General features: G+C 70.0%; 15 protein-coding genes. 5 read left to right on the top strand and 10 right to left on the bottom strand.

Going from position 1 to position 23,236, the window contains the following annotated elements; translation table 11 throughout:
• Positions 1 to 44: 44 nt before the first annotated feature.
• Together ACX114_RS04580 and ACX114_RS04575 are read left to right on the top strand one after the other, a co-directional pair.
• Positions 45 to 1,112, top strand: coding sequence for a polysaccharide lyase (locus ACX114_RS04580; RefSeq protein ID WP_459295096.1), 1,068 nt, complete (start codon positions 45 to 47; stop codon positions 1,110 to 1,112).
• 191 nt (positions 1,113 to 1,303) lie between these two features.
• Complete coding sequence (locus ACX114_RS04575) at positions 1,304 to 2,839, top strand: ricin-type beta-trefoil lectin domain protein (RefSeq protein ID WP_459295094.1); 1,536 nt, start codon at positions 1,304 to 1,306, stop codon at positions 2,837 to 2,839.
• Positions 2,840 to 2,926: 87 nt separating this feature from the next.
• Here ACX114_RS04575 and ACX114_RS04570 read toward each other — a convergent pair whose 3' ends face one another.
• The 4 genes from ACX114_RS04570 to ACX114_RS04555 form a co-directional block, all read right to left on the bottom strand.
• Positions 2,927 to 4,477 carry a DHA2 family efflux MFS transporter permease subunit gene (locus ACX114_RS04570; protein ID WP_459295092.1) on the bottom strand — a complete coding sequence of 517 codons (1,551 nt, stop codon included), beginning with the start codon at positions 4,475 to 4,477 and terminating at the stop codon, positions 2,927 to 2,929.
• Positions 4,478 to 4,483: 6 nt separating this feature from the next.
• Positions 4,484 to 5,767, bottom strand: a complete 1,284-nt coding sequence (locus ACX114_RS04565) for an HlyD family secretion protein (protein ID WP_459295090.1) — start codon at positions 5,765 to 5,767, stop codon at positions 4,484 to 4,486.
• A 48-nt stretch (positions 5,768 to 5,815) separates the two neighbouring features.
• On the bottom strand, positions 5,816 to 6,322 hold the full coding sequence (locus ACX114_RS04560; protein WP_459300059.1) for a MarR family winged helix-turn-helix transcriptional regulator: 507 nt from the start codon (positions 6,320 to 6,322) through the stop codon (positions 5,816 to 5,818).
• A 129-nt stretch (positions 6,323 to 6,451) separates the two neighbouring features.
• Positions 6,452 to 7,510 (bottom strand): glycerophosphodiester phosphodiesterase family protein, encoded by a 1,059-nt coding sequence (locus tag ACX114_RS04555; protein ID WP_459295088.1) that lies wholly within the window; start codon positions 7,508 to 7,510, stop codon positions 6,452 to 6,454.
• A 41-nt stretch (positions 7,511 to 7,551) separates the two neighbouring features.
• Here ACX114_RS04555 and ACX114_RS04550 point away from each other — a divergent pair, with 41 nt between their 5' ends.
• A complete protein-coding gene (locus tag ACX114_RS04550; protein WP_014393744.1) occupies positions 7,552 to 7,785 on the top strand; it encodes a hypothetical protein in 234 nt (77 codons plus the stop codon).
• Here ACX114_RS04550 and ACX114_RS04545 read toward each other — a convergent pair whose 3' ends face one another.
• On the bottom strand, positions 7,786 to 8,235 hold the full coding sequence (locus tag ACX114_RS04545) for a nuclear transport factor 2 family protein (RefSeq protein ID WP_459295086.1): 450 nt from the start codon (positions 8,233 to 8,235) through the stop codon (positions 7,786 to 7,788).
• Complete coding sequence (locus tag ACX114_RS04540; protein WP_459295084.1) at positions 8,216 to 16,816, bottom strand: amino acid adenylation domain-containing protein; 8,601 nt, start codon at positions 16,814 to 16,816, stop codon at positions 8,216 to 8,218. The genes ACX114_RS04545 and ACX114_RS04540 overlap by 20 nt, the downstream gene beginning before the upstream one ends.
• Before the next feature lie 86 nt (positions 16,817 to 16,902).
• Between ACX114_RS04540 and ACX114_RS04535 the strand changes: the two genes are divergently transcribed.
• A complete protein-coding gene (locus ACX114_RS04535; protein WP_459295082.1) occupies positions 16,903 to 17,415 on the top strand; it encodes a metal-dependent hydrolase in 513 nt (170 codons plus the stop codon).
• A 9-nt stretch (positions 17,416 to 17,424) separates the two neighbouring features.
• Here the strand turns inward: ACX114_RS04535 and ACX114_RS04530 are convergent, their stop codons facing one another.
• Positions 17,425 to 18,231: a glutaminyl-peptide cyclotransferase gene (locus ACX114_RS04530; protein WP_459295080.1), complete on the bottom strand. Its 807-nt coding sequence runs from the start codon at positions 18,229 to 18,231 to the stop codon at positions 17,425 to 17,427.
• Between the two features lie 59 nt (positions 18,232 to 18,290).
• Entirely contained in the window at positions 18,291 to 18,800 is a 510-nt protein-coding gene (locus ACX114_RS04525; RefSeq protein ID WP_459295078.1) for a response regulator, read from the bottom strand.
• A 371-nt stretch (positions 18,801 to 19,171) separates the two neighbouring features.
• On the opposite strand from ACX114_RS04525, the gene ACX114_RS04520 reads away from it, so the two are divergent.
• Entirely contained in the window at positions 19,172 to 20,683 is a 1,512-nt protein-coding gene (locus ACX114_RS04520) for a Do family serine endopeptidase (RefSeq protein WP_459295076.1), read from the top strand.
• 54 nt (positions 20,684 to 20,737) lie between these two features.
• Here ACX114_RS04520 and ACX114_RS04515 read toward each other — a convergent pair whose 3' ends face one another.
• Positions 20,738 to 21,490, bottom strand: coding sequence for an immunity 52 family protein (locus tag ACX114_RS04515; RefSeq protein WP_459295074.1), 753 nt, complete (start codon positions 21,488 to 21,490; stop codon positions 20,738 to 20,740).
• A 12-nt stretch (positions 21,491 to 21,502) separates the two neighbouring features.
• Complete coding sequence (locus ACX114_RS04510; RefSeq protein ID WP_459295072.1) at positions 21,503 to 23,089, bottom strand: Tox-REase-5 domain-containing protein; 1,587 nt, start codon at positions 23,087 to 23,089, stop codon at positions 21,503 to 21,505.
• Between the last annotated feature and the right edge of the window lie 147 nt (positions 23,090 to 23,236).

Here is a 23,236-nt window from a genome sequence, read left to right as displayed (position 1 = left end):
GCCGCGTGTCCCCTTGGCCCAACCCGGACCGAAAGGACCCCTGTTTGAAGCGACTCCTTAAGCTCGTTGCCGCGGCCTCCCTGATGCCGGCCCTGTCTTTCGCTGGCGTTCTCTGGAAGGGCGACTTCGAGACCGGCAACACGTCCCAGTGGACGCGCCAACAGGCCGTTGCCAACAGCCGCTTGCAGGTCGTGACCGACGTGGTGCGTGACGGCAGGTACGCCCTCAAGGCCACGGTGAAGCAGGGCGACAATCCCATCAACGCCAGCGGTAACCGCAACGAGCTGCTCTACCTGACCCACGAGACGCAGGGGAAGGAGTACTACTACAAGTGGAGCACGCTCTTTCCCTCGAACTACCCGGTGCATGACTCGTGGCAGGTCATCACCCAGTGGCACCAGGAGAGCTGCTGTGGCTCGCCGCCGCTGGAGTTCTTCGTGCGCGGGGACAAGATCAACCTGCGCGTGGGCGGCAACACCACGCCCGTGCTGTGGCAGACCTCTATCGACAAGGGCAACTGGCACGACTTCGTGCTGCACGTGAAGTGGTCTTCCGACAAGAAGGTCGGCTTCGTGGAGCTGTGGCACAACGGCGAGCACGTGCTGCCGAAGACCTACGGCGCCAACCAGTTCGGCAAGGAGCTGAACTACCTGAAGATGGGCCTGTACCGCGACAACGCCATCAAGCCCGAAGGGACCATCTTCCACGACGGCTTCACCATGGCGACGACGCTCGAGGACGTGATGCCGCCCGCGCCCGCGCCGGTGGAGGAGACGCCCGTGCCCACGCCCGTGCCGGATGACACGACCATCCCGCAGGAAGACCCCACGCCGGTGACGGAGACCCCGGTGGCGGAGACCCCGGTGACGAACACGCCGCAGCTGCCCACCACCCAGCTGCCTGGCGTGGGCGGCCAGACGCCCACCCCCACGCCCGTGTCCAACAACCCCAATGGCCTGCCGGACTCGTCCGACGCCATGGCGGGGGGCTGCAGCGCGTCCGGCGCGTCCGGCACCCTGCCCTTCGCCGGTGCCCTGCTGATGCTGGGCGCTGTCGCGCTGCGCCGTCGCCGGGCCCCCGCCCGCGCGCTGGCCCCGCGCGCGAAGCGCTGACTTCCGCTCGACACCGAAGCAAGTCCCCAGGCCCGGTGCGTCTCATGACGCACCGGGCCTTCTTGTTTCCTGGGACTTTCTTCGGCCACACAAAAATGTCGGAGAATTTAAGTAATTCTTGAATTGTTTGACCTTCGCGGCTCAGTCGGGTTTCGCTTCGGGCTCCCCCGCAGCACGAAAGGCAGGACCCGATGAAGCGGACCTCCGGGCTGTTCTCCACCGCGACGGCGCTGTTCGCTGGCGCCACGCTGAGCGTCATTCCCTCCATGGCGATGGCGGCGCCTTCGCAGGCGGAAGCGGCGCTGGCGCACGACGTGTCGCCCGACCTGCTCTCCGCGATGCAGCGGGACCTGGGCCTGACGGCGGACGGTGCGAAGCGGCGGCTGGCGTCGGAGGCGGCGGCGGTGCGCGTGGAGGGCAACCTGCGCGCGGCGCTGGGCGAGCGCTTTGGCGGCGCGTGGATGAACGCGGACGGCAGCGCGCTGGTGGTGGGCGTGACGACGGACGCGGACGCGGACGCGGTGCGCCGCGCGGGGGCGGTGCCCCAGAAGGTGAAGTACACGCAGGCGGAGCTGGAGGCGGTGAAGGTCCAGCTGGACCGCGACAGCCGGATGGCGGGCCGCGCCGTGCATGCCTGGTACGTGGACGTGATGACGAACAGCGTGGTGGTGCTGGCGCAGGACTCCGCGCTGACGGGCGGCACGGACTTCGTCGCGAAGGCGGGCGTGAAGCACCCCGCGGTGCGCACGGTGCCGTCGCGCGAGGAGTTCCAGCCGGTGTACGACCTGCGCGGCGGTGACGCGTACTACCCGGGCGGCGCGCGCTGCTCCATCGGCTTCCCGGTGGCGGGCGGCTTCGTGACGGCGGGCCACTGCGGCGGCGCGGGCACGGGCACCAGCGGCTTCAACGGCGTGGCGCAGGGCACGGTGGTGGCGGCCAGTTGGCCCGGCAACGACTACGCCTGGGTGCGCACCAACGGCTCGTGGGGGTCGCAGCCGTGGGTGAACAACTACGCGGGCGGCAACGTGCTGGTGCAGGGCTCGCAGGAGGCGGGCGTCAACGCGTCCGTGTGTCGCTCGGGCTCCACCACGGGCTGGCGCTGCGGCGTCATCACGGGGAAGAACGTCACGGTGAACTACTCCGCGGGCCCGGTGTACGGCCTCACGGCGTCCAGCGCGTGCGCGGAGGGCGGTGACTCCGGCGGCTCGTGGCTGTCCGGCAACCAGGCGCAGGGCGTGACGTCCGGCGCGGGCGGCAACTGCACCTCCGGCGGCAACACCGTCTACCAGCCGCTCATCCCCATCCTGAACGCCTATGGCCTGTCGCTCACCACCACGGGCAGCAGCGGCTCCGGTGGCCCCATCATCGGCCTGGCGAACAAGTGCATCGACGTGCCGAACTCCAACACCAACGACGGCACCCGCCTGCAGCTCTGGGACTGCAACGGCACCAACGCGCAGAAGTGGACCTTCATGTCGGACGGCACGGTGCGCGCGTTCGGCAAGTGCATGGACGTGGCCTGGGGCTCCAGCGCCAACGGCACGGCCATCCAGCTGGTGAGCTGCAACGGCAACCCCGCGCAGCAGTTCATCCTCTCCGGCGCCGGTGACCTGGTGAACCCCCAGGCCAACAAGTGCGTGGACGTGACCAGCGGCAACTCCGCCAGCGGCACCCCGCTGCAGCTCTGGGAGTGCAACGGCACCGCCGCGCAGAAGTGGCGCCGGTAGTCGTCTCCCATAGCGCCTGAAACGAAGAAGCGCGGGCCCCCATGCAACGGGGACCCGCGCTTTGTCTTTTCCAGCGGCCGCGTGCTGCTAGTGCGCGCCTTCCACCTTCACGGTCGGGTCCGCCTTCTGGAGCATGAACACCAGGACGAGGGCGCAGACGAACAGCGCGGCGAGGATGAGGAAGTTCGCGTTGAAGGCCCGCACCAGTGCCTGCGCGCTGATGCGCTGGCTCAAGAGGCCGTAGGCCGCGCCCGTGGGGTTGAGCACGCCCCTGGCGGCCATGGCGCCCGTCATGGAGGCGACCTGCTCCTGGGCCACCTGCCCGTAGACGTCCACGTGCGAGGTGATGGCGGTGACGTTGGCCTGGGTGGAGCGGCTGAGCGCGCTGCTCATCCACGCGGTGCCGATGGAGCCGCCCAGCTCGCGGGTGAGGTTGAAGAGGCCCGCCGCGTTGCCTCGCTGCTCCGGGCGCAGGTTGCTGAGCGCCATCACCGACAGCGGCACGAAGATGAAGCCCAGCGAGCAGGCGCGGATGAACACCGGCGTGATGAGGGTGATTTCATCCACGCGCGTGGCCAGGTGGCCGTTGGTCCACAGGGACAGGCTCATGCCCAGGATGCCGAAGCCAATCAGGAAGCGGCCATCCACCTTGCCGCCGAACTTGCCGATGAGCGGCATCAGCAGGATTTGAATGGCGCTGCCCTTGAGGAAGATGAGCCCGATGTCCAACGCCTCGTAGCGCATCACGGAGCCGCAGAAGAGGCTGAAGAGGAACGAGCCGGAGAACAGCGCCGTGCCCACGAGGAAGTTCACCCCCGTGGCCGCGGAGTAGCTGCGGTTGCCGAACACCCTCAGGTCCACCACGGGACTGGGTGTCTCCAACTCGTGGACGACGAAGGTGATGAGCGCGATGCCCGCGATGACCGCCAGCAGCGTGATGAGCCGGCTGTCGAACCAGTCCTCGCGGTTGCCCTCCTCCAGCACGTACTGGAGGCAGGCCATGCCCACGGCGAGCAGCGCGATGCCGTTGCGGTCCACCTTCTCCGTGGACGGCTCGAAGTGGGGCTGCTCGATGTAGCGCCACGCCATGTACGCGGCGAAGAGGCCCACCGGCACGTTGATGAGGAAGATCCAGTGCCAGCTGGCCGCTTCAATGAGGAGGCCGCCCACGGTGGGCCCCAAGAGCGGGCCCGTCACGGCGCCCAGGCCGAAGAGGGCGCCCGCCATGCCGTGCTCCTCGCGCGGGTAGCGGGCGAAGAGGATGGCCTGGGAGGTGGGGATGATGGCGCCGCCGCCCATGCCCTGGAGGATGCGGAAGGCCACCAGCGAGGGCAGGTTCCACGACAGGCCGCACAGCACGCTGGCCACCGTGAAGAGGATGACGGAGAAGGTGAAGTACTTCCGGTAGCCAAAGCGGCGCTGGAGCCAGCCCGTCATCGGGATGACCACCACGTTGGCCATCATGTAGCCGGTGGACACCCAGGCGATCTGATCCAACGGCGTGCCGAAGCTCGCGCGGATGTCGCTCAGGGCCACGTTGACGATGGAGATGTCCAGCACGGACATCAGCGCCGCGGCCATGGCCGCGATGGTGATGCCCGCCTTGGAGCCGGTGATGACGTCGCGGCGAGCGTCCACGGTGGGTTACTCCGCCTTCCGCGTATCCGCCGCCGCCGACTGCTGGGGCTCCGGCTTCGCGCTGGTGTCCACGGTGACGTAGACGCTCATGCCCGGCTTGATGGGCAGGTCCTTGCGGTCGCCGTCGAAGCGGATGAGCACGGGGATGCGCTGCACGACCTTCACGAAGTTGCCGGACGCGTTGTCCGGCGGCAGCAGGGCGAAGCGCGCGCCGCTGGCGCCCGCGAGGCTGTCCACGTGGCCCTTGAACGAGTGGCTGCCGAACGCGTCCACCTCCACGTCCACCGGCTGGCCCGGGCGCATCTCACCGACCTGGTCCTCCTTGAAGTTGGCCACGACCCAGATGTCATTCTGCGGAACGATGGCCATCAGCGGGCGCTCCGGGCCCACCATCTGCCCCACCTCCACGGTGCGGCGGCTGACCACGCCGTCCACCGGGGCGCGCACCTGCGCGTAGGACACGGCCAGCTCCGCGAGCGTCAGCGCGCCGTGCGTCTGCTTGAGGCGGGCCTCCGCCAGCTTCAGCGCGGCCTGCGCGGCCTGCACCTGCACGGGCGCCGTCTCCGCGGCGGAGAGCTTGCCCTGCGCGGCCTCCAGGCCACCGGAGGAGCTCTGGATGCCGGCCTCGGTGGAGGTCAGCCGCGCGCGGGACTGGTCCAGGGCGGCCTTGGCCTGGTCATACGAAGCCTGACGGGCGTCCAGGTCCGCCTGGGCCACCGCGCCCTGCTCGCGCAGCTGCTTGATGCGGCCCAGGTCCGTCTCCGCCAGCTTGAAGCGCGCCTCGGATGCGGTCACGTCCGCGCGGGCCTGATCCAGCGCGGCCTTGGAGGAGCTGATGCCGCTGGAGGCCTGGGTGACGCCGGCGCGGGCCTGGCGCAGGTTGGCGCCCGCGTTGGCCTCCGTGAGGGTGAGCTGGGCCTGGGCGTTGGACAGCTGGGCCTCCGCGCTCATCACGTCCGCGCGAGCGACCTCCAGGCGCGCGTCCAGGTCCGCGTGGTCCAGCTCCACCACCACGTCACCGGCCTTCACCGTCTGGTTGTCCTTCACCAGCACGCGGGCCACCTGCCCGGCCACGCGCGGCGACACGTTGGCGATGCGGCCCTCCACCTGGGCGTCGTCGGTGGACTCCTGACCGTGGGTGAGGAGGAAGCGCGCGCCACCGCCCAGCACCGCCACGCCCACGAGGATGGGCAGCACCTGCTTCGCGCGGGAGCGCTTCGCGGGCTTCGCGATGGCGGGGGCTTCGGTGGAGGGGGCGGCTTCCAGGGAAGGAGCGGTACGGGTCGTCATGGTTGTTGCTCGGTACGGCGTTGAAGAAGGGGTGTGGGAAGGGGCTGCTCAGGGGTCCCGCAGGGCGGGGATGCCGGAGGACACCTTGGCGAGCAGGGCGCGAAGGGTGTCCCGCTCGTCCAGGCTCAAGGGAGCCATGAGCGCGGCGATGCGGCGGTAGTGGTCGGGCATCATGCCCAGGATGAACTCGCGGCCCTTCGAGGTGAGGTGCACGGAGTACATGCGCCGGTCCTCGGGGTGATCCATGCGGGAGATGAAGCCGTCCTTCTCCAGCGTGTCCAACAGGCCGGTGATGGTCGCGCGGCTGCAGCTCGCCAGCTCCGCGAGGTCCGCGGGACGCAAGGTCTCCCCCGCGTCCTCCGCCGCGAACAACTGCACCAGCACGACGAAGCGTCCGTGGGACACGCCATGCCGTGCGAAGTGCGCTTCGTAGGCTTCGGTCAGCTCATTGGACAGACGCAGCATCGTCAGACACGTCTCGATGGCGCTGGGGTCCAACGTGGGGAAGCGCTGGGCCAACTGCTTCAGCCGCTCGTACCGGGGCACGAGCTTCATCGGCGTGGCGTTCTTGGGACGGGAGGGGATCAAGACGGGCGTCTAGTAAGGCCCCTAACGATTTTGCGCAAGATGATTTCGTCGCCTGACTAAACCCTTGATTTCGCGGTCGGGGAAAGGACCGTCTGGCTACTCGGCGGCCTTCTCCAGGAGGAGAACGATGCGCAGCTCCGGGTGACGGTCCTGCATGGAGCGCACGGCGCGCAGGTCGAAGGACTGCACGTCGACCCTTCGTGCGAGCCCTGCGTCCTGGATGGCCCGGGCCACCGCGTCGCCGTGGGCTGGAGCGATGTCTGTCTTCTCCGATGTCCGTTTGAGTTCCACATTGAAGCGGACGCGGCGGGCGTTCCTGGCGCGGAGCAGGTCGCGGGCTTCATGGGCGGCGTCCGCCTGGTCCGCCGCGAAGGCGAACACCTGGCGCAGGGTGGGGACGGTGTAGGGGTCCGGGAGCCCGGCGCGCGTGGCGAACGCGACGGCCTCCGCGGAGCGGGCCCGGTCGTTCGCCTGGTCCGGGCGGTCCTCGAGGAGCCGGTCGCAGACGAAGGTGGCCTGGAGCTCTTCGACGGTGAGGGTCGCAATGGGGACGGGAGCGGGCAGCGGGCTTCCATCCGCGTGGCGGCACTTCGCGGGGGACAGGTCCGGGTCGTGGGAGAGCACGGGGACGCCGTCGGCGGTGAGGACGGTGTCCAGTTCCAGCGTGGTCATCCGGTGGTCGAGCGCGGCCTCGAAGGCGGGCAGCGTGTTCTCCGGCCGCAGGTTCCGCGCGCCCCGGTGGCCCTGCGCATCGAAGCGCTTGGGGTCGATGAGGCCGTCCGCGTCCAACAGGTCTCCAGGGGTGCCGTCGCCGTTGGCGTCGAAGTCGCGCACCGCCTGCATCAGGAGGTCCGGCCGGTCGCTGATGATGCCGTCCACGCCGCGCCGGAGCAGGGCCTGCATCGTGGGCACGTCATTCACGGTCCAGACGATGACCGGGTGACCGGCGGCCCGGAGGCGCTCCAGGTCGATGCCACCTCCAGGCTGGAGCAGCGCCGCGCTGGGAGAGCACACGGGAGCGTGCGTCCGTGCGTGCGCACGCAAGGTGTCCATCAGGCGCACCGTGGGGTCGTCCGTGGGCGGGCCTGGAGTACGGCCGGCGCACGCGCACAGGAGCATCGCGAGGATGGAGCGGATGAACGATGCCGTGCGCATGGGCTGCCTTCCTCCCGGAGGTCGGTTAGGAAGTTGAAGCGATGGACGTGAAGGATGCCACCGTGCAGGCAGCGCTGCGTGAGGCTTGCGACGACGCGGGACTGCCGCAGTCCCTGCGGAGCTGCGTGTATCCGCTGCTGCGGGACCCGGAGGGCGACTGGGCGCCCTGCTGCGGCGGAGGCTGCATGCCGTGCTCGTCCACGCTGGCGGACGTGGCGCTGCGCACGCTGGAGCTGCTGGGCACGCCTCGACGCTCGCCGCTGCCTCCGGGGTGATCAGCGGTCCTCGTGGTCCACCAGCACCTCCGTGCGCGGAAGCGACCAGTGCATCTGGACCATCCGCCACTCCGTGCCCCGGCGTTCGAAGGCGCAGGCCACGCGAATGCCCTCGAAGGTGACGGGCCCGCCGCTCGCGACGAGGGCGATGTCCATCCTGGGCACCGTGAGGCAGGCCATCGTGGAGGGCGGCGCGCCGCCGTGCCAGAGCGGCTCCGAGCGCAGCGTCACGCGGATGTCGCGCAGACTCCCGAACTGGGTGCGGAAGGAGTGCTCCACCTGCGCCCAGCCGATGAAGTGGAGGTTGGAGTGCGTGCCCACGACCACGATGTCGTCGTCGTGCCAGAACAGCCCGGACAGGGCCTCCAGGCTCCCGCGCTCGTAGGCGTCCACGAACGCGGTGAAGCGCAGGGAGAGCTCCGTCTTCCATTCATCCCGCGTCGCGCTCATCGTGCTCCCCTTCCCTTCCCGAGGTCAGCTGCTCCTGGATGAGCCGCGCCAGGTCCACCACGTGGGGCTCCTCCATGATGGTGAAGTGGTTGCCCTGCACGTCGTGAATCTGGAACGACGCGGTCGTCCGCGCCGTCCACCAGGCCGCCGCGCGTGAGTCCAGCACCGAGTCCCGCTCCGTGGCCCGCAGGTACACGAGTGGCACCGCGTGATGTCCCGGCGTGTACGCGGCGATGGCTTCGTTGGTCGCGAGCACCACGTCGCGCAGCCGCGTGTCGAGCTCCATCGCCGTCCGCAGCCCTTCCGCCGCGCGCGGGGAGATCTCCTGGAACGCGTCGATGAGCCGGAGCACGTCTCCCACGCTCCGGACGTTCAGCCGGCGCGAGTCGTCCACCGTCACCGTGTCGATCTGGATGACGCCCGCCACGGAGTGGCCCCGCTTCAGCAGCTCGGCCGCCATCTCGTACGCGATGACGCCGCCCGAGGAGTGGCCCCCCAGCCAGAAGGGGCCCTGGGGTTGGAAGGCCAGCAGCTCATCCACATACGTGCGCGCCATCGCCGGTACGTCGCGGAAGAGCACCTCGCCGGGCTCCAGCCCCGAGGCTCGGAACGCATGGACCGGGATGTCCGCGCCCAGCCGTTTCGCCAGCGGCAGGTACGTGTAGACGGTGCCCCCGATGGGCTGCACCAGGAAGAGCGGCGTCCGTCCGCGCCGTCCCGCCTGGAGCTCCATCCGCAGCGGTGCCGCCTTGAGCAACGGCCTGCCCGTCCGCTCCAGCTCATCCTGGACCGCGCGCACCCACTCGCCCAGCGTCGGGTGCTCCAGCACCGCGTGCAGCGACAAGGTCACCGACAGCCGCGTCTTGAGCTCGCGGTTGAGCTGCACGACCAGGAGCGACGTGCCGCCCAGCTCGAAGAAGTGGCTGTCCGGCGTCAGCGTGTCCACGCCGAGCAGCTCCTTCCAGAGGGCTTCCATGGAGACGCGGACCTCTTCACGGCTGAGCGGCCGGGGCGCGGTCGTGACCTCGGGCTTCGGCGGTCGTGGCGCCTTCTCCGCCAGGGTGTATCGCTTGCGCTCGAAGGGATACGTCGGCAGCACGACGCGTCTGCGGGGGCCGCTTCCGCGCACCGCGCCCCAGTCCACGGGGAGGCCCGCGGACCAGAGCTGCCCCACGGCATGGAGCAGGGTCTGTGCATCACTCCCTGGCCCGAGCGTGTGCAGCACGAGCCGCTCCCGCCCCACCCGGGGGTTCAGCAGCGTCAGCGTCGAGAGCATTCGTCCCGGCCCCACCTCCACGAACAGCCGCTCACGGTCCTCCAGCAGCAGCTCCAGCCCCTGGGAGAACCGGACCGTCTGCCTCAGGTGCCGGGCCCAGTACGTGCGGTCGTGCGCATCGTCCGCGGTCAGCCAGGTGCCCGTGACGTTGGAGATGAGGGGAATCGCCGGGGACTTGGGGCGCATCGACCTGGCCAGGTCCGTGAGCGGCTGCATCGCGGGCTCCACGAGCGCGGAGTGGAACCCGCTCGCGTTCGGCAGCCGCTTCGTCCTCACGCCGCGCTCCCGCAGGCGCGCCGCGAAGTCCTCCAACGCCTCCAGCGCTCCGGACACCACGCACTGCCCGGGTCCGTTGACCGCGGCCAGTGACAACGCGGAGGGCAGCTCCTGCGTGAGCACGCCCTCCGACAGCGGCACGGCCAGCATGCCGGAGGGTGGCAGTGCGTCGCAGAGACGGCCACGCAGCGAGACCAGCGCCACGGCCTGCTCCAGCGACAGGACGCCAGCGAGGCACGCGGCGGCGTATTCGCCCAGGCTGTGACCCAGGAGGCTCGTCGGATGGAGCCCCCACGCGCCCAACAGCTTCGACAGGGCGTACTCCGTCGTGAAGATGGCGGCCATGCCCAGCGAGGGCATTCGCAGCGACTCCTCCGCCTGTGCGCTTCGCTCATCGGTGAGCAGCGCGGCGCGGAGCTCGCGCTCCATCTCCGGGCCGAAGAGCGCGGCGCATGCATCGAAGGCTTCGCGATATGCCGGAGCGCGCCGGTACCACGCCGCGCCCATGCCCGCCTCCTGCGTGCCCGTCCCTGGGAACAGGAAGCACACTTCAGGCAGCGGAGACGAAGTGGGTTGCACGGGCTCCTGCCGCCGGAGCTTCTCGATGGCCTCCTCGGGTGTCTCGCACGCGATGGCGCGCCGGTAGCCGAACGCCGTCCGTCCTTCCTGCAACGTGTACGCGATGTCCGCCAGGGACTGCCCGGGGTGCCGCTCCAGATGATCCGCGAGCCGCCGTGAGGCCGCGTTCAAGGCCTCCCCGCTCCGCGCGGAGAGCACCAGCACCTGCGCCGCCGGGCTCGCGGCGACGGCGGGCTCGGGGCGTGCCTCCTCGAGGACGACGTGCGCGTTCGTTCCGCCAATGCCAAACGCGCTGACTCCCGCGAGGCGTGGGAAGCCCTCGGGCAGGGACCACGGCCGCCCTTCGCGGCTCACGACGAACGGGGAACGCTCCAGACCTGACTCCGGATGGGGCTGTTCGAAGTGGACGGTGCCCGGGAGGAAGCGGTGCTCCAGGGCCAGCGTCGTCTTGATCAACCCCGCCACCCCGGCCGCCGAGTCCAGGTGCCCCACGTTGCTCTTGAGCGCCCCCAGGACCACCTCGGGCTCCGACGCCTCACGCGCTCCGAAGGCGAGCCGCAGCGCCTGGACCTCCAGCGGGTCTCCCAGCGGCGTCGCCGTGCCGTGGGCTTCGACGTAGGTGATGTCGTGAGGGGTCACCCCTGCGTCGGCGTGTGCCCGCGTGATGACGTCGCGCTGGCCCTCCACGCTCGGGGCGGTGAAGCCGACCTTGGCGCCTCCGTCGTTGTTGATGGCCGAGCCCCGGATGACGGCGTGGATGGAGTCCCCATCCCGCAGCGCATCCTCCAGGCGCTTGAGCACCACGATGCCCACGCCACTGGAGGGCACCGTCCCCTGCCCCTTCGCGTCGAAGGGACGGCAGTGTCCATCCGGAGAGGTGATGCCGCCCGCCTCATGGAGGTAGCCGGCAGGCCCGGACGCGAAGAGGGAGATGCCTCCCGCGAGGGCCACGTCGGACTCGCCCGCCCGCAGGCTCTGACAGGCCAGGTGCACGGCCACCAGTGACGTGGAGCAGGCGGTCTGCACCGTGAGCGCGGGCCCACGCAGGTCCAGTTGATGCGCCGTCGCCGTGGCGAGGAACTGCCACGGATTGCCCAGGATGGACCGGTACGCCTCCGAGGCCACGGACAGCGAACGGAAGCGCGGCATCACCTGGTCCAACCAGTAGCGCGGCACTCCCGAGCCCGCGAACAGCCCCGCCTTGCCGGGCAGCCGCTTCGGGTCGTAGCCCGCCGCTTCGAGCGCCTCCCAGGCGCACTCCAGGAACACGCGGAGCTGCGGATCCATCAGCCGCGCGTCCAGGGGGCTGTAGCCGAAGAAGGCGGCGTCGAAGGACTCCACGTCCTCCAGCAGGCCGGAGGCGCGGACGTAGGCGGGGTCCTCCAGGAGCTGGGGGTCCTCGCCCGCGGCGAGCAGCGCCTCCCGGCTGAAGCGGGACAGGCCCTCACGGCCCTCCACCAGCAGCGTCCACAGCGCTTCGACGCTGGGAGCCCCCGGGAACCGGCCGGCCGTGCCGATGATGGCGATGGGGTCCGAGGAGCGCACCGGGCTTCGCGCGGGCTCCGGCGTCACCGGTCGCACGGTGGAATCCGCGTCCAGGTGCCGCGCGAGGGATTCGAGGGTCGGGAACTGGAACAGCGTGGCCATGCTCACGCGGATGCCCAGCTCCGAGGCCAGCGCGGACTGGACCCGCGTGAGTAGCAGCGAGTTCCCGCCCGCGTCGAAGAACCCCTCCTGCCTGCCGACGCGTTCCACGCCGAGAATCCGGCACCAGATGCGCTCCAGGGCCTTCTCGCGCTCCGTGGACACCGGAGCTTCGGGCGCTGCCGGGGCTTTGACGGAAGGCAACGGCAGCGCGCTGCGGTCGAGCTTCCCTGTGGGCCCCATGGGGAACGCATCCAGCAGCACCCACTCCCGGGGCACCATGTGCGGAGGAAGTGTTTCGCTCAGCGCCTCCTTGAGCGCGGGCGTCACAGCGGCATCCCGGGGGATGACGTAGCCCACCAGGTGCCGCTCTCCCGCGAGCAGCCGGGGTTCAACCACGGCGTCACGAACATCGGGGTGCTTGCGCAGCGCGGACTCGATCTCGCCCAGTTCGATGCGGAAGCCGCGCAGCTTGAGCTGGCGGTCGGAGCGCCCGTGGAAGTCGATGCCGCCGTCCGGGCGACGGCTGGCGATGTCTCCGCTCTTGTAGAGGCGCGCTCCCGGCTCCTCGCTGAAGGGATGCGGGATGAACCGCTCCGCGTCGAGTTCGGGACGGTGCAGGTAGCCGTGCGCCAGCCCCTTGCCTCCAATGTAGAGCGCGCCGCGCACGCCGACGGGGACCGGCGTCAGGGTCTCATCCAGCAGGTAGACCTCGTAGCCGGAGAGGGGTGTCCCGATGGAGTACGGCCCTTCTCCCGCTACACACTCCGCGGCCGTCGTGAAGACCGTGGCTTCGGTGGGGCCATAGACCTGGATGAACCGGCGGCCCGGAGCCCACACATCCACGAGCCGCGCGGGGAGCTCCTCGCCTCCAATCGCTAGCGTCTTCAGGTCCGGGAGCTCTCTCCACGCCATGGAGGCCAGCGCTGATGGCGTGAACATCGCGGTATGGATGCGCTGTTTCTCCAGGAAGTCCGCCAGCTCCTCACCGGCGGCCACGTCCTCCTGGGCCATGAGGTACAGCGTGGCGCCGGAGGAGAGCGTCGGGAAGATCTCCGCGACGGAGAAGTCGAAGCCATACCGCGCGCACTGCGCCACGCGCTGGCCCGGTGCGAAGCCGAAGTCCCAGGCCACGGTCTCCGTCAGGTGCACCGCGCTCCGGTGCCCGATGCACACGCCCTTGGGCTGCCCCGTCGAGCCGGAGGTGTAGATGACATACGCGAGGTCATCCCCGGTGACCTGGACCCGTGGCGTGTCCTCCGGACCGCCGCGCACCTGCTCCAGCGCGACCACCGGGACGCCCGCACCGTCCATGAGCGCGAGCGTCTTCTCCTGCGCGAGGATGAGCCTCAGCCCCGCGTCCCGCGCCGTGAACTCCAGCCGGGCCCTGGGATAGGCCGGGTCCAGCGGCACGTAGGCCGCGCCCGACTTCAGCGTCGCCAGCAGGGCGATGATCAGCTCGAAGGAGCGCTGGACACAGACGCCCACGAAGTCCCCAGGCCGGATGCCCTGGGAGATGAGGTGATGGGCCAACCGGTTCGCCTCCGCGTTCAGCGCCCGGTAGCTCAGGGTCCGCCCGTGGAAGACGAGCGCCGGCGCGTCCGGCGTGCGCTCCACCTGCGCTTCGAACGGGTGGTGCAGACAGTCCGCATGGGGCACATCCCGCACGGGACCGTGAGCCCAGGCGAGCACCTGTGTCTGCTCCGCCTCCGAGAGCAGCGGCAACGCCGAGACCAGCTGCTCCGGGTCGTGCGTGGCCTCGCGCAGCAGCGTCACGAAGTGCTGGCCCAGTTGGTGGATCATCCAGGGCTCGAAGACGTCCAGCGCGTACTCCCACCGCACGGACATGCCGTCGGGCCGCTCATCCAGCTCGATGGAGAGGTCGAGCTTCGACGTCCCCGTGTCGACGTCGTGGGGCTCCACCCGCCAGTCCGACTCTGGCACCGCGATGAGCGGCTCCAGCGTGCAGCACACCTGGATCAGCGGATTGGCGCCGGGGATGCGCGCCGGGTTCACCGCCTCCACGATGCGCACGAGCGGCGCGTCCTGATGGTCGAGCGCCTCCATGCAGACACGGCGCACCTGCTCCACCAGCCCCCGGACGGTCAGCCCCTCGGAGAAGCGCAGCCGCAGCGGCAGCAGGTTCACGAAGTGGCCAGAGATGGCCTGCGACTCCTCGCGGCTCCGCCCGGAGAAGGCGCCGCCGACGATGAGGTCCTCCGCCCCCGAGTAGCGGTGCAGCAACGCGCCGAACACGGACAGCATCGTCATGAAGAGCGAGGCGTCCTCTCCGCGTCCCAGCGCCTTCACGGACTCCAGGAGGTCCCTGGGGATTCGCACGACGTGCTTGGCCCCTCGGAAGCTTGGGACCTGGGGACGGGGATGCTGCGTGGGAAGTTCCAGGTGTGGAGCCCCCGCGAGCGTCTGCTTCCACCATTCCAGGTGCGGTGCGATGGCTTCCTGGTAGCGGGCCCCCTGCTGCCAGACAGCGGCGTCACCGTATTGGAGCGGCAGTGGCGGCAGTGAAGGTGCCTCCGACAGGTAGAACCGGTGCAACTCCTGGAGGAACGCCGCCATCGTGAAGCCATCCACGATGAGGTGGTGCATCACCAGGGCGAGTCGGCTCTCCGCCTTGCTCAAGCGCATCCACGTCGCACGCAGCAGCGGCCCGTGCTCCAGGTCGAAGGGCTCACGCGCCTCCTGCGTGGCCAACTGCAACGCCTTCGCGCTCCGCAGGCCCGCGGGCACGGCGTGCAGGTCCACGCGCCGCAGGTGGAACGGCATGTCCGGCTGCACGCGCTGGAAGGGACCGTCCGGCGTGGCGCCGAAGGTCGTCCGCAGCACCTCATGCCGGGCGATGAGTGAACGGAACGCCCGCTCCAGCGCATCGGGCTGGAGGTCACCGGGCAGATACAGCGTGAAGGGCTCGTTGTAGACGGCGCTCCGGGGCGCCAGTTGCTCCAGGAGCCACAGCTGCCGCTGGGAATCGGACAGGGGCAGGGGCTGAGTCCGGTCCATCGGGACGATGGGTGGCACGTCGAGGCTTCGCCCCGTTCCCCGCGCCGCATCCACCCACTGCGCCAGCTCCGCGATGTTCGGACTGTCGAAGAGCGTCCGCACGGGCAGGCGGACCGACACCGCCTGCTCCAGCCGTTCAATGAAACGGATGGCCAGCAGCGAGTCCCCGCCGGACTCCATGAAGCGGTCCTGCGTCCCGGCCTGCTGCGTCCCCAGGACCTCCGACCAGACGCGCGCGATCTCCTGCTCCAGCAGCGTGCGCGGTGTCTCGCCCTCCCCTGAGCCAAAGCGCGGCGCGGGAAGCCGCGAGAGGTCCACCTTGCCGCTGGAGTTGAGCGGCATGTGGTCCAGCACCATCACCGCATGCGGAAGCATGAAGTCCGGCAGCTTCGCCCCCAGATACGCGCGCAGCTCCGCGTCCTCCACCTCGCGCGGTGAGACGTACGCGACGAGCCGCTTGTCGCCCGGGGAGACCTCGTGCACGCGGACCACGGCGTCACCGACCCGAGGGTGGGTGCGCAGGACGCTCTCGATCTCCGCCAGTTCGACCCGCGCGCCGCGGATCTTCACCTGGTGGTCCACGCGCCCCAGGAACTCCAGGTTGCCGTCCTGGAGCCACCGCGCCCGGTCACCCGTCCGGTACATCCGCGCCCCGGGCACGTCGCTGAACGGATCCGGCAGGAACCGCTCGCCGGTGAGGACAGGCCGGTTCAGGTAGCCCCGCGCGAGCCCCTCTCCGCCCAGGTACAGCTCCCCCGCTTCGCCCACGGGCAGCGGCTTCCCCGCGTCATCCAGGACATGCAACCGAAGCCTCGCGAGCGGTCTCCCAATGGGAATGGACACGCCCGGCTCCGGAGGCGTGAGGAGCTCATACGCCGTCGCGGAGGTGGTGCACTCCGTGGGGCCATAGCTGTTGAGCAGCCGCTGGGGCTTTCCGCTCGCCATGACTCGCGCCACCCACTTGGGGTCCAGCACGTCTCCGCCCACCATCAGGACACGGAGCCCACCGAATGCATCCGGGATGACCGCGGCCAGTTGATGGAACAGCGACGTGCTCAGCACCGCGGCGGAGATGGCATCCCGCTGGAGCTTTTCCGCGAGGAGCGGAGGCGACAGCAGCGTCTCCCGTGAAACCAGACACAGCGTCGCGCCGTTCAGCAGCGCGCCCCAGACCTCCAGCGTCGAGGCATCGAAGGCATACGACGCGGCCTGGAGGACGCGGTCCTCACGCCGGAAGCCCATGAAGCCTTCATCCAGCACCAGCCGCGCCACGCCCCGGTGCGGGATGCACACACCCTTGGGCCTGCCCGTGGAGCCGGACGTGTAGAGCACATAGGCCAGCGAGTCCGGCCCCGCTCCGCCCTTCACGTTCACGGCCTCCTGTTCATCCGGAGCAGGAGGCTCGACGACGTGCCCCTGGAAGCGCAGCCCCTGGACCGCCTCACGCCGGCCGACGAGGACCCGCATCCCGGAGTCCTCCACCATCGCGGCGAGCCGCTCCGGGGGATGACCCGGGTCCAGGGGGAGATAGGCGCCTCCTGCCTTCAGGATGCCCAACAATCCCACCACTGTTTCCGGTGTGCGGTCGGCGAGGACGCCCACCGGCTGGTCAGGCCCTACCCCCAGCGCCTGGAGCCGCCGCGCCAGCCGGTTCGCGCGCCGGTTGAGCGTGTCATAGGTGAGCACACCTCCGTCGAAGCGCAGCGCCACGGCCTCGGGTGTGTTTCGTGCGTGCGCTTCAAAGAGCGTGGCGATGTCCAGCCGCGGGTGCGCGGAGATGAAATTCATGATGAGTCATTGCCCCCCACCTTCTCAACGCACTGCCCCGGGAACCTTCATCATGGACCCGGCATGCCGTACGCTAGTGCACACCCATGAATCCCATCGTCCACGCCGAGGTGTCCTGGCTCCTGGCGCAAGGTCTGCGCGAACGGCGTGACCGCGTCCTGGTCACCTGCGCGGGGCTCGCGCCGGATTTGGATGGTTTGTCATTGCTGGCGGGTGAAGAGTTTTATTCGCGTTATCACCACGTGATTTTCCATGGCTACGTGGGAGCGCTCGTCACCATGGCGGTGTGTACGGCGTTGGCGCGACAGAGGGCAGCCGTGGCCCTGCTGTCGGTGGCTGCCTTTCACGGTCATCTGCTGTGCGACCTCGCCGGCAGCGGACCGGGCTGGCCCATCCACTACCTGTGGCCGCAGAGCCTGGAGCCGTGGTCGTGGTCCGGGCAGTGGAACCTGGCCTCCTGGCAGAACACGCTCATTGGACTGGCCGCGACCCTGGCGTGTCTGGCGTGCGCCCTGCCCTTCCGGCGGACCGCGCTGGAACTGCTGTCACCGCGCTGGGACGCGGAGGTGGTCCGGACCGTGCGGCGGCGCTTCGCCTGAAGCGAAGGGCTACGGCGCGGTGGTGGCGGGCCCCACGAACGTCACCTCGAAGAGGTCGGGCCACAACTTGCCGGTGAGGAACAGGCGGCCGGTGCCGGGCTCCAGCGCGATGCCGTTGAGCACCGCCTCGTAGCTGTGCACGCGACCCTGGACCGCTCGCGCCAGCGGCGACGCGTCGATGACCGCCAGCACGCGGCCCGTGGCGTAATCAATCTTCAGGATGTTGTTGGAATGCCAGACGTTGGCGTAGACGCCGTCCTCCGCGCACTCCAGCTCGTTGAGCAGCTCCTGCGGCGTGCCCTCCAACGTCACCTGCACCTGGGACTTCACGCTGAAGTCCTTCGGGTCGTGGAAGCGCAGCGTGGACGTGCCGTCGCTGCGTACCAACTGGCCCCGCCAGTAGCACAGGCCCCAGCCCTCGCCGTCGTACTCCACCTGCTTCTCCTGCGCGGGCGGCGTGCCGTTCCACACGAAGAGCGTCTCGTCCTGCCAGGTGAGCTGGTACAGCCGCTGCCCGTCGCTCGCGAGCCCCTCCGGGAACACGCCCGGCAGGGACTGCTTCCACAGGGGCTCCGCCTGCTCCAGCGAGATGCGGCGCAGGTCGCCCTTCTCACCGGTGCTCTCGTAGAGCTGCCCCTGGTGGAACTGGAGCCCCTGCGTGAAGGCCGTGGGGTCGTGCGGATAGGCGCGGACGATGCTCGCCACCAGCCTCTGGGGCTTTGTCTCCGCAATGCCCGCGTCTGGCGTCTGGCGCTGCGTGGGCGCGCATGCCAGGCACAGGAGCGACAACGGCAGGGACCAGGGGAGGCGGCGCATGGGCTTCCTTGCGACAGACATTGCCGCGCCACCTTAGCGCGCCATCACCCGGAGCGGCGTCACTCGCGTGTCACCGCGAGGGCCACCTCCACCGCGCCGCGCAGCTCATCCATGTCGAACGGCTTGTTGAGCACACAGGCGGCCCCCAGGCGCAGGGCCTCGCGGTGCAGCTGCACGTCGCCAAAGGCGGTGATGAGGATGACCGGCGTGTTCCACTGCTCGCGCCGCAGCCGGGCGAGCACCTCCAGGCCCGTGAAGCCCGGCATGCGCACGTCCGTGATGATGAGGTCGGGCGCGCGCGACTCCTCCGCCGTCAGCCCTTCAATGAGGACGCGCACCAGGTCCGGCCCGTCCGACGCCTCCACCACGTCGTAACCGCGCCGCACCAGCATCTTGCGGATGAGCGTGCGCATCTCCGTCTGATCATCCGCCACCAGGATGCGCGGGGGCCTCGCGGTCTCCGATTGAGGGTCTTCCCAGGCCGCGCCGCGCGCGACTCCTTCTGACTGCTCGTGCACCATGGGCGTGAACTCCTGGAGGGATGGGGGGACCTCTGGTTCCACGAGCATCCGCCGTGCCATGTCCGGCGGGAGCCACGGTGATGGGGCGTGGGGCACGCCGCCCCCGGGCGAAATGCCCCGGCTGGGGCACTTTGCCCCGCGTCCTGGGGCCTTCCGGGGCCTGGTTCCCCTCTGAAGGGGGTCCCGGAGGGGTTGGCCCGCGGACTGCAATGAAGTCCCGGCGTCGGACCGGATGCGGGGCTTCCTCTAAGAGCTCCCTTCAGGCAGCTGGGCCACCGGTGGCTCCCGGTGTCGCTGGTGGAACGGGACCGCTGCCTCCTTCCCAGGGTGCCCACCGCATCCGGTTCGACTCTTTCTTTCCCACTTCCTTTCCGTCCGGAGGGCCCTCCTCCGGCCGCCACACCCAAGGAGAACGCACGATGGTCCGCACGCTTCCGTCCCGCCGCCACCTTGCCCGCGCGCTCACGCTGATGCCCCTGGTCGCCCTGGGGGCCTGCAAGCCGGCCGCGGACGTGGCTCCTCCTGCCCGCCCCACGCTGTCGCTGAAGACGGCCACCACGCCCTCGGGCGCGAAGGTGGAGCCGGCGGTCTATTCGCCCACGCCCGGGTCGCCCGGCGCGCTCATGTCGCTGGCGCCGCTCGTGGACACGGTGAAGGGCGCGGTGGTGAACGTGGAGGTGCAGGCCCGCGCGCGCCCCGCGATGGGCGGGATGCAGGGCCTGCCCCCCGGCCTCGCCGAGCGCTTCGGCATGCAGGGCGGACAGAATCCCTTTGGAGAGGGCGGCGCGCCCGCGAAGCAGGGGGTGGGGTCGGGCTTCGTCATCGACCCGTCCGGCCTGGTGCTCACGAACAACCACGTGGTGGAGGGCGCGGACACCGTCCGGGTGAAGCTGGAGGACGGGCGCTCGTTCGAGGCGGAGGTGCTGGGCCGCGACGCGCTCACGGACGTGGCGCTCATCCAGTTGAAGGGCGTGTCCGGGAACCTGCCGTTCGTGAAGCTGGGGGACTCGGATGGCCTGCGCGTGGGCGACCCGGTGATGGCCATTGGCAACCCGTTCGGGCTCGCGTCGAGCGTGAGCGCGGGCATCCTGTCCGCCCGGGCGCGCGACATCCACGCGGGTCCGTATGACGACTTCCTGCAGACGGACGCGGCCATCAACCCGGGCAACTCCGGCGGCCCGCTCTTCAACATGAAGGGCGAGGTGGTGGGCATGAACACGGCCATCATCGGCGGCGCGACGGGCATCGGCTTCGCGGTGCCGGCGAACCTCATCCAGGCGCTGCTGCCGCAGCTCCAGGAGACGGGCGTGGTGCGCCGGGGCTGGGTGGGCCTGGCGGTGCAGGACCTCACGCCGGAGCTGGCGCGCGCGCTGCGCGTGGAGACGGCGAAGGGCGCGGTGGTGGCCGGCGTCAGCGCGGGCGGCCCCGGTGCGAAGGCGGGCCTGCGAGAGGAGGACATCATCACGCACGTGGGCGAGCGCGCGGTGGACTCCGCGGGGTCGCTGACGCGCGCGGTGGCGCTGCTCAAGCCGGGCAGCGAGGTGAAGGTGAGCCTGGTGCGCGAGGGCAAGGCGATGGAGGTGCCGGTGAAGCTGGGCACCCGGCCCACGCAGCGGGGCGAGGAGGAGATGACGCCCCGGGATTCGACGCCCGCGCCCCTGTCGAAGCGCCTGGGCCTGCGGCTGTCGGAGGCGCAGGACGGCAGCGGCGGCGCGCAGGTGGTGGCGGTGGAGTCCGGCAGCCCCGCGGAGCGCGCGGGCCTGGCGCCCGGGATGGTGCTGACGCAGGTGGGTGACCAGAAGGTGTCCGGCGTCGCGGATGCGGCGCAGGCGCTGACATCCGCGGAGCCGGGAGCCGCGCTGCTGCTGCGCGCGCGGTTGCTGGGACAGGACGGGTCGCTCCTGCGCGCGATTGAAGTGCCGCAGCGGTAGGGCTGTCGTTGTTGGCGCGCTCCGCCGGCCGGGGTGGAGCGCGCTGTTTTTCCTTCAGCGGGTCTGGATGAGCCCGGCCCGGGTGAGCAGCTCGCGCACGCGCTGGGCCAGCGCCACGTGTTCCGGGTTGGCCACGGTGAAGCGCTCCGGGGTCAGGACGATGAGCGTGCCCTTGTCCTCCACGGGTTCGATGCGCACGGGCGCGGGCAGTGGGGGCACGGTGCCTTGCTGCTTGGAGAGGTACGTCAGCCAGCCGACCCAGGGCTTGGTCCTGTTGTCCGGATCATCCAGATCCCGATGTTCTCTGGACATGGCCGCGATCCACTCCGGCTCCCAGGCAGCCACCATGACGCGCATCACGGCCTCCAGCACGGAGGGGGTCAACACCCGTTCCGCGGTCGGTCCATAGAATGGGAGGGACAAGAGGCAGTTGTTGGGACTGGGGGCGTCGAAGGCTCCGCATTTGATGCTCACGCGTGCGTCATCGGAGGCGGCACCTCCGTTGAGGAAGCCGACGCGGAGACCCAGTTCCTCGATGACGGGCCCTCGGCCCTCACGGTTGACGCCCCGCCGGAACAAGTCCGTGAGCACTGACACGTCGGGCGGCATCAATGACAGCTTCTGCGTGCCCTTACGGGACCGGACGGACTTGTACCAGTGGGCCAGGAGCGGATCGCACGCGGCCAGGAGTTCCAGGAAGACCGCCGCACGACACGCGCACGCCTCTGGCGACTCCCGACGTGCCCCCCAGTAGGCACCGACAAAGAAGCTATCCGGATAGGCCTGGGGGTTGGACTCGGTGGTCAAGGGGCCCTCTGATCAGCGTGCCGGAGTGTGAACGACTTCGATTCCCTCAATACCATCACCCTTGAGAAGACTCCGGATGGCATCCGCCGCTTTCTTCTCCGCGACATGCCACTCAATGCGGACTCCCAGGTTCCGCGTCTTTCTCCATTGCCGCTCCGCTTGATCCCGGAGCTGCCTGGCCCCCGTTTCCTCGAACCAGCCTTTTGGCTCCAGGTTGTCGAGGAACTTGTTCGCGTAGCCGGGTCCCTTGGCCTCCCGTAGCACTCCGTCCCGGAAGCCGTCGAACTTCACGCCGCCGCTGCTCCTCCCCACTCCCCCGACCCAGTAGGCCTCGTCCGCGGAGTGCCCGGAGATCTGCTCCTGGTAGCGCCGGGCCCGCGCGGACATCGACTCCTCGGCGGGCCCCCACTGTCCTGGCTCGGACGGAGACGGTTTCGTGTTCGCTTTCTGGAGGACGATGGCCGCCCCGGGTCCTCCGCTCATCACCGTTGCCGCGCGTCCCACAGGCACCGCGACGCGCTCGATGCTGAGCAGTCCCTCCGCGGAGACCGCGAGCACGGGCACCGTGGCCTCTGCTCCCGCCGCCGCTCGCGCGAACGTGCGCGTCGTCGCCGAGGCCGTTCCCCACAGCATGACGACGTTCGTGGTCAGCCTCGCTGCTTCGCGGATCTGCTCGCCCTCCGTCATGTACCGGAAGCGCTCCCAGTACGCGGGCGAGGACGCGATGAGCGCCGCCACTCCTTGCGGCAGGTGGCGCAGGCTCGCGAGGCTGTCCGTGGGATGGGACAAGAGCTGCCCCATGCCGTGGTACAGCTCCACGAACGCGTCCTCCGCGCCATCCAGGGAGCGGCCGAGGACATCCGCGTCGTCGTACACCTCCGCGAGCGGACGCCAATCCGCCGCACGCAGCTGAGCACCGACGTGGCGGAAGACGCCGCCCTTGCCGCTGTAGAAGCGCCCCAGTTCGAAGTTGCCCGCGTGGAAGGTCCCGTCCCTCCACTGCACGGCCCCCACCTTCTGCTGCGTGCGCCCATCGAGCGCCCAGGCCAGGTATCCATCCGGCCTCAACACCGCCACCTGCTCCCGGACGAACCGCTCCACCCGGCGCGACAACTCCTCGCGCGACACCGCGCCGCCCTCCAGCACCTCGCGCAGCACGAAGCCCGCCGTCATGCGGGGCGGATACGTGCCCAACGTCACCGGCTGCTTCATCAGCCGGTTCAGCACCTCCGCAGCGTCCCCGGGCGTGAAGGGATCGCGGCGGACCGGCGGGTCCTCCAGCCCGGCACGCAGCAGGAGCTTCTCGAACGCGTCCACCTCCAGCAGGCCCAGCTCCACCGCCTGCCGTGTCCGCTCCTCCGCGCTCCCGATGAGCACCGTTCCCGGAGGCAGGCGCACCGGAGCCGCATTCCCCACCGTGCCGCCCGCGCCTGCGGACGCAGCGTCCCCATGCAGCGGTGCCGGCGAGGCGCTGTGGTAGCGCGCGTAGCCGTGCAGCCCCACCGGCAACGAACCGGCACGTCCTCCCGCGCAGCCCACCAGCGCCACGATGAGCACCAGGCACAGCCACTCGCGCCTGGGTGACTGGATCCCTTTCATGCCTGTTCCTCCTGTTGAACAGGGCTAGCAGGGAGTCCTGACATCCTTGCGCGTTGCGGTGTGAAATGACGCGGCCGGTGCGCGGTCGACCCGCTGAGCCGTTGGCCGCCCTGGATGTCCTGTGTCGCGTGGTTCACAGGGCATGAC

This window comes from Corallococcus sp. M7, assembly GCF_054512695.1.
Note: the sequence above shows the minus strand (reverse complement) of the source record. Positions and strands in the feature narration are given on the sequence as shown.

Excerpts from the sequence above, each read along its gene's own strand:
- ACX114_RS04575 (WP_459295094.1), top strand. The coding sequence starts at position 1,304 with ATGAAGCGGACCTCCGGGCTGTTCTCCACCGCGACGGCGCTGTTCGCT.
- ACX114_RS04555 (WP_459295088.1), bottom strand. The coding sequence starts at position 7,510 with ATGCGCACGGCATCGTTCATCCGCTCCATCCTCGCGATGCTCCTGTGC.
- ACX114_RS04540 (WP_459295084.1), bottom strand. The coding sequence starts at position 16,816 with ATGAATTTCATCTCCGCGCACCCGCGGCTGGACATCGCCACGCTCTTT.
- ACX114_RS04565 (WP_459295090.1), bottom strand. The coding sequence starts at position 5,767 with ATGACGACCCGTACCGCTCCTTCCCTGGAAGCCGCCCCCTCCACCGAA.
- ACX114_RS04550 (WP_014393744.1), top strand. The coding sequence starts at position 7,552 with ATGGACGTGAAGGATGCCACCGTGCAGGCAGCGCTGCGTGAGGCTTGC.
- ACX114_RS04560 (WP_459300059.1), bottom strand. The coding sequence starts at position 6,322 with ATGAAGCTCGTGCCCCGGTACGAGCGGCTGAAGCAGTTGGCCCAGCGC.
- ACX114_RS04525 (WP_459295078.1), bottom strand. The coding sequence starts at position 18,800 with ATGCTCGTGGAACCAGAGGTCCCCCCATCCCTCCAGGAGTTCACGCCC.
- ACX114_RS04535 (WP_459295082.1), top strand. The coding sequence starts at position 16,903 with ATGAATCCCATCGTCCACGCCGAGGTGTCCTGGCTCCTGGCGCAAGGT.
- ACX114_RS04545 (WP_459295086.1), bottom strand. The coding sequence starts at position 8,235 with ATGAGCGCGACGCGGGATGAATGGAAGACGGAGCTCTCCCTGCGCTTC.
- ACX114_RS04530 (WP_459295080.1), bottom strand. The coding sequence starts at position 18,231 with ATGCGCCGCCTCCCCTGGTCCCTGCCGTTGTCGCTCCTGTGCCTGGCA.
- ACX114_RS04520 (WP_459295076.1), top strand. The coding sequence starts at position 19,172 with ATGGTCCGCACGCTTCCGTCCCGCCGCCACCTTGCCCGCGCGCTCACG.
- ACX114_RS04510 (WP_459295072.1), bottom strand. The coding sequence starts at position 23,089 with ATGAAAGGGATCCAGTCACCCAGGCGCGAGTGGCTGTGCCTGGTGCTC.